Origin of the sequence: Lacrimispora indolis DSM 755 (genome assembly GCF_000526995.1) — a bacterium.
Classification (GTDB): Bacteria; Bacillota; Clostridia; order Lachnospirales; family Lachnospiraceae; genus Lacrimispora; species Lacrimispora indolis.
In genome coordinates this window covers 2,749,900-2,767,354 of sequence record NZ_AZUI01000001.1, presented here as the reverse complement: position 1 = coordinate 2,767,354, position 17,455 = coordinate 2,749,900, and the positions used below count along the sequence as shown (strand labels likewise).

Sequence of the window (17,455 nt, the reverse complement as noted above, 5' to 3'; positions counted from 1 at the left end):
TTGCCATACAGTAGGAGTAAAGCAAACATTATCTGGATCCCTTTCCTGTCAAAACCACCCAGACTGTTAAAATCAAAATTTTGATATCCTTTAAAATGGACCAATTATCAATATATTGCATATCTAATTTTACAACTTCATCAAAATCCTTGATATCACTGCGTCCACTGATCTGCCATAATCCGGTAAGCCCCGGGGTCATGCTCAAACGGCATTTATGTTTTGCTTCATACCGTTCAAACTCGTCCACCGTCGGGGGCCTGGTGCCTACTAAGCTCATATCTCCCCGTAAAACATTCCAAAACTGAGGCAGCTCATCAATACTGGTATTTCGCAGGAACTTTCCGATTTTTGTTATTCTTGGGTCATCCTCCATTTTGAACATGAGGCCTTTTACTTCGTTTTTTTGCATTAGTTCTTTTTTTCTCTGCTCTGCATCCTGATACATGGAGCGGAATTTATAAAAAGTAAACTTTCTTCCGTTTTTTCCAACCCGTGTCTGGCCAAAGAAAACAGGCCCCGGGGAATTCAGCTTAATAGCCGGGGCCACGAAGATCGTTGCTATGGCAAGCAGCAGCATTCCAACCAGGCTTCCGGCTATGTCAAGCATCCTTTTAGCCACTACCTGCCTCGCCGAAAAAATATTTCTGGCAAAAGTTACTACTGCATACTTTCCAACACGGTTCAATACCTTTTTACCACTTGACGGGATATTAAAAATGTCAATATTAAGATCTACTATGACCCCCATGTTCTCAAGCTCTGATACCCACTCTTTCAAAGTTGTTTCATGTATAATATTGCTGTCATTTATGAAAACTTCATCTACATTATTATGGACTACGTAATCAAGAAGAGTGTCCTGATCCGCCACGACCGGCAAACCACAGACAGCTTCTCCAATCTCTGATCGATCAGTCAAAACAATTCCAATCACGATACGATTCCATTCATTATATCCGATCAGGTTTTCTACTATTGTTTCAATTTGTCCGGAGGTTGTCACAATTAACAGGCGGCTGCTGTATTTACTGGTTTTATAGATTTTAATCATAAACTGCTTAAATACCACTCTGAGGATACAAGTAAAAATGATATTTATTACAATAAAATATCCAAAAACCAAACGGGATAAGTCGCTGCTCCTGTGTATAAGGAATAAGATGACAACCCATAATATGGAAAATAAGGTTTGGTTACGGATTACTGCCACGAATTCTTCAAAAGTTCCTCTTCTAAAAAAATGGCGATTGTTATCTGTAAGAAAATTCATCATTCCGTACAACAGGCTTATAAGGGTAATTTGCCATAATTGATCGATATGATTATATCTTCCATATAGCATTCCATACCTCAAGCCAAATGCTATACCACTGCTGATCCAGATGACAAAAATATCTATGATAAGAATCAGGAAATTTTCCATTGCTTTTCTCTTTTGATACATATTCTATGCTCCTATATAATAACCCTGTTTTATTAATTATTAGATATATATGTAAATTTATCTAATAGCTCAAAGTAACTTAATTAGTTCATACAAATTAGTCATTTTTTTGATGCCTATAATATATATTAACATATACCTTATTTATAAACAATTACAATTTTCATAAGCTTTATTAATTCAAAAATAAATTCCTTTCGTATTTCCTGTATACCAAAATATTTTCTTAAAGCAATGTCTTTTTTCAGCTGGTAAATTTCCTAAATATGAAGATTCTGATTTGAGTTTTTCCAAATTTTCATCTGCTGGTTTTATGACCTTTGCAGGTGTACCAATAGCCACAGAATTGTCTGGATATCTTTTGTTACAATGCTCCTGCACCCAATACTACATCATTTCCTATAGTTAACTCCAGAAAGAATGAGTACGTCGTTTCCATCATTGCCGATTTTAATCGGTCTACTCACCTCTAAGTCGGGTATTGCTTTTGATAAATGCTCACTCCCCCAGACTACCTCACCATATATTTTCAAATTTCCTGTAATATTCACACCATTTTTTTTGCATATCCAACAGGATTACTATGACAGATAATTCTTTCGTAAAATGATTGATACAAGCGCCTCAGTCCAGTACAACACTTCATTTACAATCCTCCCGTACCTATATCCTCTCTGTCGTTTTTCATTAATTACCCTTCAATTTACTCAGTACCCGTACAATACTCTTTTTAGACGCAAATATTACTATAGCTAAAACAAGAATAACAAGATACCTTATCAATGTAGAACGATACAGTACATTAAAAGCAACACACAGCATAACAACAATTGTTGATATGAATGCAATCATTTTCATATCATACAACTTTTTATCATGTATGTGCACCATCACAATCCCCTGTGATATTGCCAGAACAACAAATGCGGCTAAGGTTGTATAAGACGCAGCTATATAACCATACATTGGAATAAAAACAGCATTTAAGCTTATATTAATAGCTGCTGCGACAACCGTTGAACACATAATTCCAACTGACTTTTTATGAAACAATACCACGTTTGAAAAAATATTATATACACAAGTCAGGAAGATTCCGGCAGATAATGGAGGTATGATATAAATAGCTTCATAATATTCTTCCGTAGTCAGTATCCTTACAAGTTCTGGTGCAACTGCCGTAAGTCCAATACAGACAATGGCATACAGAAATATCATAATATAAGTTAACTTAGTAATATCACGTGTATCTTCTTCACCGCCATGTTCAAGTTTTTCATATAAATACGGTACAAACGCACTATTTATGGAGTTCCAGACTATCAGTGACAAAGTACTGATAGAATAAATTGTTCCATAGATTCCTACATCACCTTTTCCGCAATAAAGTGAAATCATGGAACGATCTGACACATCAAGAATATTCTTTGCCAAGGTATGCACCATCAATGGTGCACTCAACTTGATTCCAAAATTCCAGAATTCTTTATTAAACATTACCTTTCCAGTTCGAAAAATCTTGAAATAGCAAAAAAGCGCAAATATTCCGGTAATGGTATATGTTGCAAAAATTCTGATATTACCCAAATCATATGGTTCATCTTGAAGGATCAATACCAGAACGACCGCAACGATCGACGCAGATAAATTGGAAGCCAACGTGACTAACGCCATTTTTTTCGTATTATATTCATACCTTTGTCTCAGCATCCACATATCCAGAGCAGGCGAAAAAAACAAATATATGAACATAAAAATCATCAGTGTGGTAGGTAACATAAACAGCTGGTTAAGGTAACTATGAAAGAGTACATAGATAACCAGACACATACTCGAAATAATAGACGTAAGTGTAAGAACTGATGACTGATAAGCTTCGCGTCTATCACTATATTCATTCATAGCAATATAAATGGATCCCGATACCAGAGATAACGAAGTAATTGGAGTAAGCACCGTCAACCATGATATCCATGTCGTTACCGTTCCCATCTCTTCAGTAGTCAGAAGCCTCGTAAAGACAGGAACCGTTATGATACCAATCCCCTTATTGACTAAACTGACAAGAATATATACAACGGAAGCTTTTAACACTTTTGAGCCACTATTATTTCCCATTAAAATACCTGCCAACTTTAATTTATTGAAATCCATTTTCCCAAATTCCTGTCATAACGTTTTACAATTTTTGCCGGATTTCCAACAGCCATACAATATTCCGGTATGTCTTTAACAGCAACACTACCCGCACCCAAAATTGAGTTTTTTCCAATCCGAACTCCTGGCAATACATATGCCCCTTGACCAATCCAGACACCATCCTCAATAGATACCCTGGAAAGTGTTAAAAGATTGTCCAGATAGGAACCCTCTGTATTCAAAATACCATGATTATAATCACAAATAAAAACATTTGACGCAACCAATACATCATTGCCGATAAAGACACTGTTGCAACTTTGAATGGTAAGGTTCCTGGTTGCGCTAAAATTGTTGCCAATGGTAATAGTTCCTTTAAGATTTTGCTTCAATTTCCCAAATGAATACTCATTCCAGCACAGCAAATAACTATTCTCACCAATCCTGCAATTATCTCCTAAAACAAGGTTAGCAGGTTCTTTATATTTAACAGATTTGTTGATGCCTGGATTCTTTTTCCTTATCCCATATATAATCCATAAATCATTCCACTTATCATGAACCTTTTTTATAAAACCCATTCCCTATCCTCTCTCATCAGAAAATGATTTAACCCAATCCACAAAATTATATTTACGGATTATTTCTTCGTTTATTTTTTCAAACGGAGTATTAATAAAGGAAGTCAGATTATCTAAACTGTCTACTCCAATCACAAAAATATTATTACTATTATAAAAATCATAGTTCATGATATCTTTATTATTTGTTATTAATTTCTTTTCAAAACATATAGTTTCCATTGTTCTAATCGTCAACCCGATTTGTCCGTCTTGAACAATATCCAATACCGCTTTTGAAGATAACATCAGATTTCTGTATACCCTATAATCTAAATATCCTTTTTTCAACTCAAACGGAACCGTTTCTGTATTATTATTATTATCCAAGACGTAAAAATAATTTTTTACGTCAGCAGCTTTTAATTGGTTATAGATTTCTGTTAACATGTTTACTCTATTTTTTAAATATCCCACAAATATTACATCGTATTCAAATTTTACTGCTTTTTCTTTAAATGCATTGAAATCATAAATCATCGGCGAAAATGTAAAACCATACTTTTCGCAATCGCTCTTATCAAAAGAGCAGACATGGGTAAAGGTTGATACTTTCTTCAGTTTCTTCACAATGCTTATGTCTTTAAAAGTTGGGTTCCATAAGTAAATATGTATATTCACATTAGAATTAAACTGTCTTATTATCTTTACAATGGATAAGGAAAAGGCCTGATCAAATATAATACATTCATCACATTCCTTAAGTCTTAATTTCCAGTTACCGAGAAAAAGCAAATATATCCTCCACAAACCAAATCTTTTTAACATTCTTTGAAAAGTGCGGATCACTTTATTTGTCTCTGCTACAAATGGTTCTTCTTCGATGTAAATATCATCATCATGTATATCACTAAAAAAATAATATTTTTTTTCCGGTACGATCACGAATTTCTTCATGCACGGCACTTCCTTTTCAACGGCATTATAAATACGATTGGTTAATAATGGCATTGGTATATTCCCTCTCTTTGCGCAAATACCCATAATAAGCCACAAAAAACAACATGATCATAAAGAAACGCATACACATTGTAAATTGATAGCCTATTTCAAATAGTAAAAAACACACAAATAAAAAAGTTCCCCTGCCCTTATCCTTAATATTCATTTTAATGAAACGGTATAACCCAAAATAGAATAATCCAACCAGCAAAATTCCGCCTCTAATAAAATGAATATATTGTCCGCCGTCTGTAAGCCACAAACCATTGATATCACAAATACCCATCGGGATTATGTTAGTGAATGTGTAATAAAGTGTGTCCGTTAAATTTCCGGTAGAACCATATCTGCCTAAAATCCCATTCTCTCTGGAACCTAATATCTGCATTAAAGTATTAATATTTACAGCGATCCCACAAAGTCCCACAACAATTAATGAAAGCGATAATATGACGTTCTTCTTTGTGGTTCTTCTTATCCATTTTACATAATAATACATTGCGATCAAACCTGCACACAATACGGCAGAAACGCTCTTGCACAGGATTATAATTAAAAATATTCCTGCCATAAGAACATAATTTAATATACTCATTTTTACCTGTGCTCGGTAATCTATTAACCACCAAAGCATAAAATATATATATGCAGCTATGGAGTGTGTTCCAAAAAAAGTAACAGTTTTATGACCACTCCACATAACCATATAAATATGTGGATAATGAACGATATAGTTTGTCTTCAACAGCCGTTCTATAAGACCATTTCCCAAGATAGTCAAAATACCAACGGCAATTAGCAAAGAACAAATCATCACAAATAGATAATCTAATATTTCACTTCTACTTAATTTATCAATTTTTATATTAATAAGCACACAAAAAGGAATATAATTAAGTAGATATCCATACGAGATTCTGGCTATGCTGCGATTAAGTTGGAAATACAGTATAGTCGATATGAATAATATTAATACAATACATGACGATATAAGTAGCTGCTTTCTATTTAAACGCCCTTCATAAAATAGAACTAATAATAAAACAACCAGATTTAAAAGATAACAATTACGTACCATCTCATCATTAAGTGTATTCCATTGATTTGATACAGGCATTAGCCAGACTATCATCATGATAATCGGCAGGAAAATACGACTTATCTTATTCATAATCTACTCTCATCACTATTCTTTCTGACATGAATCACTTCAATGACTTGTGCCCCTTCATCTTTTCTTACCAGGGAATTATCCGGGATCTTATCCTTAATGATACATCCCGCAGATATAGTACAATTATTACCAATTTCAGCACCTTTTAAAATGATGACATTGCTGCAAATCCAACAGTTATTGCCTATCACAACTTTTCCAATACTATATGGCTGCTCATTTATTTTCTCTTCAGCATAAAATATGTGATTATGATCATATATTTTTACTCCTTCACCAAAAAGGCAATCGTTCCCTATGGTGATTTCCCCATGCGCATTGATAGAGCAATAATTATTAAAGAAGGTTCTCCTGCCCACCCTGACAATCGCATCATCAGAAATATTAATTATCATACCTTTTCGAAACGAAACCTGTTTCTGAAGTTCCAAATACGGTCCATATTCCAATGCCCACCACGCCTTTTTTGACAAAGATACAATTTTAAAATTTAATCGTTTTATACAACTAAAGAACTTCATTATTTTCTTCCTCTCATAGCGGATGAAGCATTTACTCTCACCACTTTTAAAATTGTCTCAACTTAATGAATGTCCAAAAATCATTGATTTTTAAGTATTTCGTTGATTTTACTATTATCACCCCAGACGGCCTTAGAGTCATATGGACGATCAGGGAATTCTCCATACTTTAGCCGAATATTATATCCACTTTCTTTAATAAAGCGTTCTACTCTATCAGCTAATTTTTCCGGCTTTCCAGAACAAATATTAATAATTCCATTTACTTTATCCTGACCTGTCGCTGCCGCAACCTGGTTACAGAATTCAGTGTAATCAATAAAATCAAATTGGTTTTGACCCATTGTAAATGGAAACTCCGTTTTTCCTTCTTCATTTGCCGCTGTTACTTTAGAAAAAATAGAGCTTCCAAATTTCGAATTTCCTACTATATAATAACCGCGAAACCACTGCGCAGATACATTTTGCTGTTTAGCGAGCATAAAAGTCAGGCTGCGAAGTGCATTTTTACTGATTCCATATGGCGTCGTCGGATTGCATGGAGTGTCTGCCTTAATGCTTCCCTCAAAGAAACCTATTTCATGCATACTGCCCATTACAGCAACACGCTTTACACCTGTCTCCATCATGTTTTTCAAAAATTCATAATGCTTTGGCAACTCTTCAATATGTGTATTCGAATAATGAACAAATCCATCTCTCCAGGCCAAATGTAAAAGTACCTCTGGTCTACCAAAATACTCATACGGATTATTCAGTTCAAACAAATTACACTCTTTTCTCTCTGCACGTTCATCAATATTTTGAACTTTAAAGTCTGCCGCGACCACGCTATTATCACTGTCCAGAATACTTTTTACAATCCCCTGTCCAAGGTATCCGTTTGCCCCTGTTACCAATATCTTCATAAGATCTCCTCAACATCACAATTTTGTGCTTATTTTTTCAATGCGTTCATAAAATACTCATGGCTTTCCTTCGCAATGCTGCCCCATGAATATTTTTTGGCCAGCTCAACTGCATAAGTACCTTTCACTTGTAACAAGTCAAGATTTTTAGCAACGTTCTTAAGAACATTCGCTATATCTTCAACCGTATCTGACGCTCCCCAGCCAGCATTATATAATTCCACATCTTCTTTTAAATTACTTCCCTGCGTCACAACACATGGTAATCCATATGACAAGGCTTCCAAAACAGACATTGGCATACCTTCAAATCGCGAAGTATGGATAAAGAAATCCGAATCAAGTAATTTTTTTTTCTTTTCATCGTCAAAAACCGGACCATTTACGTGGACTAAATGTTCCACTTTATTTTCTTTCACAAGTTCAATAATATCCTGGCTGGATCCAGTTCGTTCATCTGGACCATACAATTCAAATATCAAATGGTGTTCTTCTAACACTTTTTTTTCTTTTTCTATCGCCTTAATAAGCAGATCAAGTCCTTTTTGCCATATGCTGTATCTTCCAATAAATGTGCCTGTATAGTCAGTTTTATTTCTAAAAGAAACTGTCTGCTCCGGGATATCTATCCCGTTTGGTATAATAAAATAATTACCTTTAAAATATTCAACACTATCCACTTGCTCCTGTGGTGTTAAAAATTGGACCGAAAGTGCTTTTTTTGCAAAATCCGAAAACATAATAATGCTTGCAAGCATCTTCTTAAGCTTCTTATTCTGAAGATATTTTCCAGTCATCTGACATCTCGGGATAATAATATAAGGAATTTTATTCTTTACCGCATCTCTTCCAACCTTACAGCATTCAATTTTAAAAAATTCCTCAAATACAATTAAATCCGGCTTATTAAATGGTTCAGGAAGACCTGACAGCCTAAAGCGTTTTAACGGAATATAATGGTATAAATTTTCGTCAAACCTATTGACCGTAGAAATTTCAGTTAAATTCACCCAATACACATTATCTATTTTCGCCTGTGCTTGAACTTGTTTTGGGACACTATATAAAGGTCCAGAATATTTCCCTCCCTCAAGTGCCGAAACATATAATATATTCATTTGACCAATCTCCTCATATTGATATTGTGAATATCTTTTAGCTTTTCTCGTATATTTTTCTATAGCCTTGCGCCATTACAGCAGTATTATATTTTTCTAATATGTCTTGATATGCCAATTTAATCATTTCTCCCTTATTACTGTCTAATGCCGATTTGATGCCTGCAACAAACTCATCCATGGAATTACACACAAATCCATTCTTTCCATTCTGTATCACATCCCTGTTTCCAATCACATTATTCACCACACAAATTTTTTTCATATACATTGCTTCAAGAAGACTCATCGGCAAGCCTTCCCATAATGAAGTAAGGAGAAACACATCAGCATTCATTGAAATCTTAAGAGCATCCTGCCTTATGACCCAACCAGTAATTTCAATGTTAGACGAAACTAACTGTTCTCTGAGTTCCCCATCACCAATCCATATGAATTTTATTTCTGGTAGAGCCTCCGCTATTTGATTAAATAACTTTGGATTTTTTTGATGGCAAATACGCCCCAATGTGAACACTGTAAAAGGGTGATTTTTGTCAATTATCATTCCTTCTGTTAATTGATTTAATTCTATGAGGTTTATGCCATTATTTACATAAGCCGCAGTCTTTGTAAGCTTCAAGGATTCCTGATGCTCACCCTCACTGCAACTAATAGTAGTACAACTTCTCTTCGCACACACCGCTTCCACAGTTTTAAAAATAACTCTTTTTCCAGATCTGTAGTTTTCCATTAAAAAACTATATCCATGCGGAGTGTAAAACAAAGGCACGTTTTTTCCATTAAAAGCAAATCTTCCTATTGCTCCGGCTTTACTGCTATGGAGGTGTATGATGTCTGGCCGCACTTCCCTTTCAATCTTCCTGATTTCAAAAAAAGCTTTAATATCCTTTATCGGATCAATAGCGCGGTCAAAATTTTTAACCTGAATTAAATTTATTCTATTATCAAAATAATCTCTATAACCTGCTGGAGTTTGCGGTCTTAGAGCATAAGCAATGTACATATCATAATAATTAACCAACTCATTTGCCAGATCTACAATATATGTAAACACGCCTCCACCCATGGCCTCGACTATATACAATATTTTCTTTTTTCCCTGATTTGCCACTTTGATTGTTCTCTCCTAACTCATATATCAAACATGTCAGCCTGACTACACGTTCCGTCAATCTCTTCTAAAAACATCACGTGTATAAACTTTTTCTTCCACATCATCCAGACAGCTGTCATATCTATTGGCAATAATTGCATAACTCATTCTCTTAAACTTCTCTAAATCATTAACTACCTTACTTCCGAAAAAAGTTTCGCCACTTTCGAGAGTTGGTTCGTAAATGATCACGGTGGCTCCCTTTGCCTTGATACGCTTCATAATCCCCTGAATAGAACTATGACGGAAGTTATCGGAATTACTCTTCATGGTTAGTCTGTACACACCAACTACCACTTCCTTTTCTTTCGCCCTACTCCAGACATCATTTGCTTCATATGTACCAGCGATTTCCAATACTCTATCTGCAATAAAATCTTTTCTTGTTCTATTGCTTTCCACTATTGCAGACATCATACTCTGAGGAACAGCCCCATAGTTCGCCAATAATTGTTTGGTATCCTTTGGCAGACAGTATCCACCATACCCAAAGGACGGATTGTTATAATGAGAGCCAATACGGGGATCTAAACACACGCCATTGATGATCTGCCGTGTATCTAAACCTTTCATTTCAGCATATGTATCCAGTTCATTGAAATAACTTATTCTCAATGCAAGGTAAGTATTGGCAAATAATTTAACTGCCTCCGCCTCCGTAAATCCCATGAACAGTGTGTCAATATTTTCCTTAATTGCACCTTCTTGTAATAATCCCGCAAAAATCTCCGCCTTATCTCTCATTGCCTCATCACAACCAACAATAATACGAGAAGGATATAAGTTATCATAAAGAGCCTTTGACTCCCTTAAAAATTCCGGACTAAACATGATCTTATCTGTTCCCATTTTTCTTCTTACACTTTCTGTATATCCAACTGGGATAGTCGACTTAATAACCATAGTTGCTTCCGGGTTATATTTCATAACTAACTTAATAACAGCTTCCACCACGCTTGTATCAAAGAAGTTCTTCTTACTGTCATAATTAGTCGGTGCCGCAATCACAACAAATTCAGCATTCTTATAAGCTGATTTCGAATCCAGAGTTGCCCTTAAATCCAATTGCTTCTGTTCCAGATATTTTTCAATATATTCATCCTGAACAGGACTCTTTCTATTGTTAATAAGCTCAACCCTCTCCGGAATTATATCCACAGCTGTCACATGGTGATGCTGTGCGAGCAAAGTCGCAATAGACAGTCCAACATATCCAGTACCAGCTACGGCAATGTTATATCTCTTTTCCATAATGTATTATCTCCTCAATTACATATAAAACTCTTTGTACCACTCAGCAAACTTACGCAGCCCGTCACGCAGTGATGTAGACGGTTTGAATCCAAAGTCTCGTTCCAGCGCGCTTGTATCCGCATACGTCACTGGTACATCTCCCGGCTGCATAGCTACCAGTTCCTTATGAGCCTCAAAGTCATAATCTTCTGGTAACACACCGGCTCTAATCAGTTCCTCCTGTAATATCATCACAAAATCCAACAGACTCTCTGGATGGTTACTTCCAATGTTGTAAATATTGTATGGAGGAAGTGGCAATCCATCTTCCCCAGCAACCTTATCCGGGGCTTTCTGCATTACCTTTATAACACCCTCTACAATATCATCTACATATGTAAAATCTCGCATGCAGTTCCCATAATTAAAAATTTGGATTGTCTGTCCAGCAAGTAATTTATCAGTGAATCCAAAATATGCCATATCCGGGCGTCCGGCCGGTCCATATACCGTAAAAAATCTAAGCCCTGTCGAAGGAATGTTATAAAGCTTTGAATATGCATGCGCCATTAATTCATTTGATTTTTTTGTTGCCGCATATAAACTGACCGGATTATCCACCTTATCCTCCGTAGAGTAAGGGACTTTTTTATTTGAGCCATAAACAGATGAACTTGAAGCATATACTAAATGCTCAACTGGATAATTTCTACATCCTTCTAAAATATTGTAAAAACCAACTAAATTAGATTCCATATAGGCATCTGGATTTGTTATAGAATACCTTACACCTGCCTGCGCAGCAAGATTTACAACAATCTGAGGTTTAAACTTTTCAAATATTGACGTAATAACGGATTTATCCGCAAGATTGCCTTTAACAAACATGAAACAGCTATGATCTAATAAGCTTTTTAGCCTTGCTTCCTTTAACCGCACATCATAATAATCGTTCATACTATCAAGCCCGATAATGTGAACACCTTCAACACTGGAGAGCAGTTTTTCAGCCAAATTGGAACCAATAAAACCTGCGACACCAGTTACCAATACCGTCTTATTTTTCAAATCAATTTTCTGCATATTAATTGCCTCTTTTTATACTTTAGAATATTTTCAACAAATATATTTATATTATACAGACTCATTTTTACAAATAACTCATAATTGTTAGATTTCACAAACTATTTATGCTCTTATAAAATTTTAACACGATCAAGATAAAATCGCAACTGCTTAAGATTATATTAAGAAAATTGAGTATTTCTTCTCATACCGCAAGCTAACAATACATATGCAAACGGATTATAAGCCACATCCAAAATATGATGTGCAATTACACAATTCAGCGAGATTATAACAACTGCAAAAAGAAAATATATATCGTCTTTATGTTTATAGCAGCAATATATATAAATTATTAATAATGCAATAGTAAATATTAAACCAAATCTAAGAAGTAGATGAATATAAGAATTATCAATAAAAAAATAATCAGCCGGTAATTGAGCAGTTCCACCCGCACCAATCATATCAACTGGCTGGCCCCATAACCGGATTGAATACATATCCAAACCGGTTTTCCCTAGCTGTATTCTGGATGATATTATCTTGTCAATAAAGACCAACACTTTATTTTCTTCTTGATAAGACACTGTAGCAACAAAGGAAACCAGAGTAAATAAAGGCATACTCACCAAACCAAATTCTTTCCAAAAACACTTCCATTTCGTTAACACCCCATTTTTATCATAGGGAAATCTATGCAGCCACTGATTAATGCCAAAAATAATCACAATTAAAAGCATGCTTATACAATCCAAACGTGTTCTACAAAAATAATAGACCACACCTGTTATGATTATAATACCCGCAAAATGATAAGTTTTCAACCGCTCTGCCTTCAAATAGCAGAACACCAGAATCATATAAAAAATATGTGAAGCAAAATCCGTTACATAAACACTTCCAAATGCAATACGTACTCCTCTGCCATCAGATTTATAGATAAGATTCTCAATCACCCCCAAGAGAGCTGCACATAATGCCAAAACCATTATTGAACCTGCAATAACCAGATAGACTTTTAAAATTTTTTCAAATGAAATATCTTTACAACCTGTTAGAAGCAAAACCCCAAAAAAAGGATTCAGATATCCACTATTTAAATATATCAGAATTGTGCATCCAAATCCAATTATCAAACCAATATACTCCCCGGCAGAGTATGTGTCATAAAAAAGTATTTTCAATCCAACAAAAAATATGGTCAGAAGTAAACACACCTGACTAAAACCTGTATTAAGAGGAAGCATGGTTGTTTCCCACATTCCCCGACTAAGATAAATAATGAATCCTGCAAAAAAAAGCCCTTCTTTTGAACAGATTGTATTGACATATTGTTTTAAACCTGTTATTTTATGCTTCATTATAAACTCCTGACCACCTTATTCTACAACTACATATCCCAGAATCTTTACTCCAAACTTTTCACACACCCCAATCTGTTCACTTATCTGCGAATAAGAAGTCTTACCCGCCTGTACAATCATAATACTATATTTCGCATTAATCATATTCCTTAATTCTCCAGCATCATCATTCACACATCCCCCAGTATCAACCGACAAATCTAGCTGACTAATCCTGTCTTTATAGTCTCCAACCACCTTTTTTGCCAATTCATCTTCGCTTAACGCATTAATGAATATTCCTGACATCTGATATTGCTCTGACCAAAGTTGTATATCTAAGGCGGTCCGGTCTAAGGATGGAAGATACCCCTTTGCAGAACTATAAGTGGCGATAACCGGCAGATTAGCACTAAGCAGGTCCTCCTTCGATTTCAAAGAATTGCCCAGAATATATTTAATTGAATAAAAGCACCATAAGATCAGTATTCCAAAAACTGCACCTGTCACTGCAAATTTCATTCCTTCTTTGAATGGATTAACCGGAGCTATTGCATTAATTTTTGTTTCATTTTTCTCAATGTATGAACTTTTACCATTTACCTGAGAAATTCTTTTATTCTCCAAATCAACCTTGTTGTTCAAAAAATTCTTCAAATTATTCGTATTACTATTTTGTGTATTCGCAACATTCACATCAGCCTTCGTAAAACTCGATGAGCTTATTTCTTGAATCGTAAATGCTCCCTGGGTCTTAGCTATTACAGGTGTCTGTTCATCAATAAGCTTTTCAATCGACTCCAAAAGCTTTTTAGCCTGATCTTCGTCTTGATGATAAACCGTAATATTCAAAATATTGCTTCCTGTTGAACACATTATTATTTCTTTCAAATATCTGGCATCTACATCACCGTACTCTTCTGATAAACCACTTAACAGGCCCCCTTCATTTATAAAATAAGTAAATGAGTTCAGGACATTGCCCGTACCACCAGTATTGGATATGGCAAATTGAGCAGAAGCTGCATAAATATTCTGGTAATCTAATTTCATATAGATCGAGTGATCTACATATTCCTGTAATTGGTCAATTTGCTTTTGAACCAGTTCCAGGCTTTGGTCCAGCTCCGATATGGTATTATCATAATCAGCAATTGTATTCTGATAATCCTGAACCTTCTTTTCCTGCTCTTCAGAAAGCTGCGCACCGTCTGCTCCCTTTTGATAGCCTACAGCTGCAAACACCAAAGCAGACAACAGCACAAAAGCAAGCAACAGCTTTTTTCTTTTCATGATTTCTCCATATATATTTCTGAGATAGATGGATTTGATTTGCTTCAAAATAAACCTCCTTCATTAGCTCCAGTTTAGCCGGGAAAATTTGATTTTCTATTTACAGCCTTCTGCATTATTCTTACAAAGCCTCTCTTCATTTCAAGAATCAGTGGTTCCTTAAAAGCGATCAGTACCAGTATATAACACCCAAAAAACAAAACAGAAGAAATAATTAATTTAAAAAAGTCAATGAATGGAAATGACTTGACCCACAAGGAAACGGCACTCCCTAAAGTAAGCGCAATTAAAACCGGTATATACTTCAGCTTTTTATACATCTCTGCCACAACCTTTTTTAGTGCCGTATATTGTACAATCCATACCACAACTTCCGCTGCCAGAGTACCTATTGCCGCGCCACATGAGGCCATTCGTGGAATTAGGATGAAATTAATTGCCAGATTGACGCATGCGCCCGCAATTTCTGAATAAAGTACAATTTTCTCCTTCCCCATTGGTATTAACATTTGTATCCCCATAATATTCGTTAGTCCAATTAACAATAATGTTGGCATAATAATCTGCATCGGTAATATAGAAGCTTCAAATTCCTTTCCTGACAGAAATAAAATCCCTTCTTTTGCAAAATATATAAAATAAGTCATGACAGGCATAGCAACAAGTATGACAAAATGTACAGCCTTTCTAGCTAAACGTATAAACTCTGCATTCATCCCTTGTTCCACGTAATAAGAAGCTCTGGGAAGCATAACCGCACCTAATGATGTAATAACACTGACTAAAATTGTTTTTATTTTTATTGCTGCATTATAGTATCCTACTTCAATATTACCATTCAAAAAGCCCAGCATAACTACGTCTAAATTTGTGTATATTGTCGCCGCACAAGACATGGCAAAGAAAATACACACCGGCTTTATGTGTTGTTTCATATGGTAGTGTCCTACCGGCTTCACTGTAACGTATTTATGTGCATGTATAAAATTTAAAACGTTAGACGCTGAGCCCGCAAATATTGAAATAGCAGCATAAATTTCATAATCACTTTGCTGATGGATTAACAAGAATGTAGCAACTAATGCAATAAACTTAAAGATAATTGACCTGACTGTTATATAAGCATACTGTTCCAGACCTTTATAGAGCCATTCTACACCTATGGCATTAAATATTATGGTTAAGCTGGTTATAATAAATAACGTCTTCTCTTCTCTGAACTGGGGAACCAGGTACAAAGAGCATGCAAATATAAAATACACCCAAAGGCTCATTATTAAATTTATGATAAACAATTCGTGTACGGTTCGAGACAATTCTTCCTTATTATTTCTCACTTTAGCACAAGCTCTTATACCATAAGTGGGGATACCCAGTTGAGAAAGCATTGAAAAATATGCGACAACTGATGCAACAAAGGATACTTTGCCATTTCCTTCGGGGAGCAGAATTCTGGATACATATGGAAACGTAATCAGCGGAAATATAATTGATGACACAGTAAGCAATGAATTCATTATAAAATTAAACTTTAATGATCTTTCCTTTTGCATTTATCATATTTCCTCATTCTTCCATCCAGGTTTATATACTGGATCAATGCCAAATTTCCCTTTTATAGCATCTGAAAAGGCCTTTTTCAATATTATAATTTCCACTACTCTTTTTTTCATTATCGAAAAGAAAACTATTTTTACCATTACTCTCAACGCAAAATACGCAAAGCACTGCCTCGGCATATGTCTCCGATACATATCAGTCATATTTCGGAAGCCATAATACGTTTTCCAGGTCACCCCGTGTTCACCTCTGCCAACATCATGATGAATCCGGATGTCAGGAACACATATAATTCTCCCCGCCTTACTTAATCGAAGGCTGTGCTCCGTATCATCCCACCAGATGAAATATTCCTTTAAGGTAACACCAACTTTCTTCATCTTATTACGGTTGATGATCGTTCCTACATATGAAAATGCATTTATTTCAAATTCTTCCTTTGCATACTCTTCTTCAGGTACCGGCTGCTCAAAAATGCGAAATCCTCTGCTGGTATAATTTTTCCTGTGATTTGTATCAATCGTTCCATTATTTATTACTTGCCCGCAAATCGCAGATATTTCATCCAAGTGCTCTTCTTTCTCTTCTAGATAGCCATGAGCATTTTCCAGCGCATTGATTTCCGGCATTGCATCGTCATCCGATACCCATACCCATTCCGCAGACATGGACAGGCTTTTCTTAAGTCCTTCATGAAATCCTCCGCTTCCGCCGATATTTTCTACCAGATTCAGCACTATTTTTTCAAAGCCTTCCTTTTTTCTTTGCCACGACTCCAAAAACGCTGCCGTCTGATCAGTGCTGGCATTATTGACAATCATCACATATAACGGGCTTTTCGTCTGTTTGGAAAACAGGTCCAGTGTTTCCATCAATTTTTCTATTCGATTATACGTTACAATAACAACGCCAATGTCCATAGTCACCTCATAA

15 protein-coding genes are annotated in these 17,455 nt (G+C 35.5%); all 15 read right to left on the bottom strand.

All coding sequences use genetic code 11. The features are described 5' to 3' along the window. Positions 1-28: 28 nt before the first annotated feature. On the bottom strand, positions 29-1,426 hold the full coding sequence (locus K401_RS0113245; RefSeq protein ID WP_278246390.1) for a sugar transferase: 1,398 nt from the start codon (positions 1,424-1,426) through the stop codon (positions 29-31). 708 nt (positions 1,427-2,134) lie between these two features. Then, complete coding sequence (locus K401_RS0113235; protein ID WP_024293403.1) at positions 2,135-3,601, bottom strand: lipopolysaccharide biosynthesis protein; 1,467 nt, start codon at positions 3,599-3,601, stop codon at positions 2,135-2,137. Continuing rightward, positions 3,583-4,167: an acyltransferase gene (locus tag K401_RS0113230; protein WP_024293402.1), complete on the bottom strand. Its 585-nt coding sequence runs from the start codon at positions 4,165-4,167 to the stop codon at positions 3,583-3,585. Before K401_RS0113230 ends, K401_RS0113235 begins: the two co-directional genes overlap by 19 nt. Positions 4,168-4,170: 3 nt before the next feature. Then, entirely contained in the window at positions 4,171-5,103 is a 933-nt protein-coding gene (locus K401_RS0113225; RefSeq protein ID WP_024293401.1) for a WaaS/CpsH family glycosyltransferase, read from the bottom strand. A gap of 25 nt (positions 5,104-5,128) precedes the next feature. Then, positions 5,129-6,319: a hypothetical protein gene (locus K401_RS0113220; protein WP_024293400.1), complete on the bottom strand. Its 1,191-nt coding sequence runs from the start codon at positions 6,317-6,319 to the stop codon at positions 5,129-5,131. Continuing rightward, the gene (locus K401_RS0113215; protein WP_051464034.1) at positions 6,316-6,843 is read right to left on the bottom strand and encodes an acyltransferase; all 528 of its coding nucleotides are present in this window, start codon (positions 6,841-6,843) and stop codon (positions 6,316-6,318) included. Before K401_RS0113215 ends, K401_RS0113220 begins: the two co-directional genes overlap by 4 nt. Before the next feature lie 80 nt (positions 6,844-6,923). Then, positions 6,924-7,751 (bottom strand): NAD-dependent epimerase/dehydratase family protein, encoded by an 828-nt coding sequence (locus K401_RS0113210; protein ID WP_024293398.1) that lies wholly within the window; start codon positions 7,749-7,751, stop codon positions 6,924-6,926. Between the two features lie 29 nt (positions 7,752-7,780). Continuing rightward, positions 7,781-8,869, bottom strand: a complete 1,089-nt coding sequence (locus tag K401_RS0113205; RefSeq protein ID WP_024293397.1) for a glycosyltransferase — start codon at positions 8,867-8,869, stop codon at positions 7,781-7,783. Between the two features lie 37 nt (positions 8,870-8,906). Further along, the gene (locus tag K401_RS0113200; RefSeq protein ID WP_029700771.1) at positions 8,907-9,983 is read right to left on the bottom strand and encodes a glycosyltransferase; all 1,077 of its coding nucleotides are present in this window, start codon (positions 9,981-9,983) and stop codon (positions 8,907-8,909) included. 57 nt (positions 9,984-10,040) lie between these two features. After that, positions 10,041-11,276, bottom strand: coding sequence for a nucleotide sugar dehydrogenase (locus tag K401_RS0113195; protein WP_024293396.1), 1,236 nt, complete (start codon positions 11,274-11,276; stop codon positions 10,041-10,043). An 18-nt stretch (positions 11,277-11,294) separates the two neighbouring features. Continuing rightward, positions 11,295-12,326: an NAD-dependent epimerase/dehydratase family protein gene (locus K401_RS0113190; RefSeq protein ID WP_207641472.1), complete on the bottom strand. Its 1,032-nt coding sequence runs from the start codon at positions 12,324-12,326 to the stop codon at positions 11,295-11,297. A 179-nt stretch (positions 12,327-12,505) separates the two neighbouring features. Next, on the bottom strand, positions 12,506-13,687 hold the full coding sequence (locus tag K401_RS0113185; RefSeq protein ID WP_024293394.1) for a hypothetical protein: 1,182 nt from the start codon (positions 13,685-13,687) through the stop codon (positions 12,506-12,508). An 18-nt stretch (positions 13,688-13,705) separates the two neighbouring features. After that, the gene (locus K401_RS0113180) at positions 13,706-15,010 is read right to left on the bottom strand and encodes a hypothetical protein (protein WP_024293393.1); all 1,305 of its coding nucleotides are present in this window, start codon (positions 15,008-15,010) and stop codon (positions 13,706-13,708) included. A gap of 26 nt (positions 15,011-15,036) precedes the next feature. After that, positions 15,037-16,515 (bottom strand): flippase, encoded by a 1,479-nt coding sequence (locus K401_RS0113175; protein ID WP_024293392.1) that lies wholly within the window; start codon positions 16,513-16,515, stop codon positions 15,037-15,039. 3 nt (positions 16,516-16,518) lie between these two features. After that, positions 16,519-17,442 (bottom strand): glycosyltransferase, encoded by a 924-nt coding sequence (locus K401_RS0113170; protein WP_024293391.1) that lies wholly within the window; start codon positions 17,440-17,442, stop codon positions 16,519-16,521. Positions 17,443-17,455 lie beyond the last annotated feature (13 nt).

Excerpts from the sequence above, each read along its gene's own strand:
- K401_RS0113245 (WP_278246390.1), bottom strand. The coding sequence starts at position 1,426 with ATGGAAAATTTCCTGATTCTTATCATAGATATTTTTGTCATCTGGATC.
- K401_RS0113235 (WP_024293403.1), bottom strand. The coding sequence starts at position 3,601 with ATGGATTTCAATAAATTAAAGTTGGCAGGTATTTTAATGGGAAATAAT.
- K401_RS0113230 (WP_024293402.1), bottom strand. The coding sequence starts at position 4,167 with ATGGGTTTTATAAAAAAGGTTCATGATAAGTGGAATGATTTATGGATT.
- K401_RS0113225 (WP_024293401.1), bottom strand. The coding sequence starts at position 5,103 with ATGAAGAAATTCGTGATCGTACCGGAAAAAAAATATTATTTTTTTAGT.
- K401_RS0113220 (WP_024293400.1), bottom strand. The coding sequence starts at position 6,319 with ATGAATAAGATAAGTCGTATTTTCCTGCCGATTATCATGATGATAGTC.
- K401_RS0113215 (WP_051464034.1), bottom strand. The coding sequence starts at position 6,843 with ATGAAGTTCTTTAGTTGTATAAAACGATTAAATTTTAAAATTGTATCT.
- K401_RS0113210 (WP_024293398.1), bottom strand. The coding sequence starts at position 7,751 with ATGAAGATATTGGTAACAGGGGCAAACGGATACCTTGGACAGGGGATT.
- K401_RS0113205 (WP_024293397.1), bottom strand. The coding sequence starts at position 8,869 with ATGAATATATTATATGTTTCGGCACTTGAGGGAGGGAAATATTCTGGA.
- K401_RS0113195 (WP_024293396.1), bottom strand. The coding sequence starts at position 11,276 with ATGGAAAAGAGATATAACATTGCCGTAGCTGGTACTGGATATGTTGGA.
- K401_RS0113185 (WP_024293394.1), bottom strand. The coding sequence starts at position 13,687 with ATGAAGCATAAAATAACAGGTTTAAAACAATATGTCAATACAATCTGT.
- K401_RS0113175 (WP_024293392.1), bottom strand. The coding sequence starts at position 16,515 with ATGCAAAAGGAAAGATCATTAAAGTTTAATTTTATAATGAATTCATTG.
- K401_RS0113170 (WP_024293391.1), bottom strand. The coding sequence starts at position 17,442 with ATGGACATTGGCGTTGTTATTGTAACGTATAATCGAATAGAAAAATTG.